Annotated in this window: 1 pseudogene; it reads right to left on the bottom strand. The window is 69.7% G+C overall.

Annotated elements, in window-relative coordinates:
• Positions 1 to 241, bottom strand: a pseudogene (locus FVA95_RS30345) (efflux transporter periplasmic adaptor subunit); the annotation flags it as partial.

Raw genomic sequence — 241 nt, 5'->3', positions numbered from 1 at the left:
CAGCACGTAGGCGCTGGTCGCGTCGCGCTGCACCGCGGCCTGCGGCACCAGGAACACGTTCTGCTGTTCGCCGAGCGTGGCCTTGAGGGTGACGTAGGTGCCCGGCAACAGCGTCTTGTCGGGATTGGGCAGGCTGGCGCGCAACGAGATCGCGCCGGTGGCCGGATCGACCGTGTCGCCGGAGAAGTCCAGCTCTCCCATCCGCGCGTACGGCGTGCCGTCGGGCAGCAGCACCTGCACT

Origin of the sequence: Pseudonocardia sp. EV170527-09 (assembly GCF_008369905.1) — a bacterium.
Taxonomy (GTDB): Bacteria; Actinomycetota; Actinomycetes; order Mycobacteriales; family Pseudonocardiaceae; genus Pseudonocardia.
This window is presented reverse-complemented; position numbering and strand designations above follow the sequence as displayed.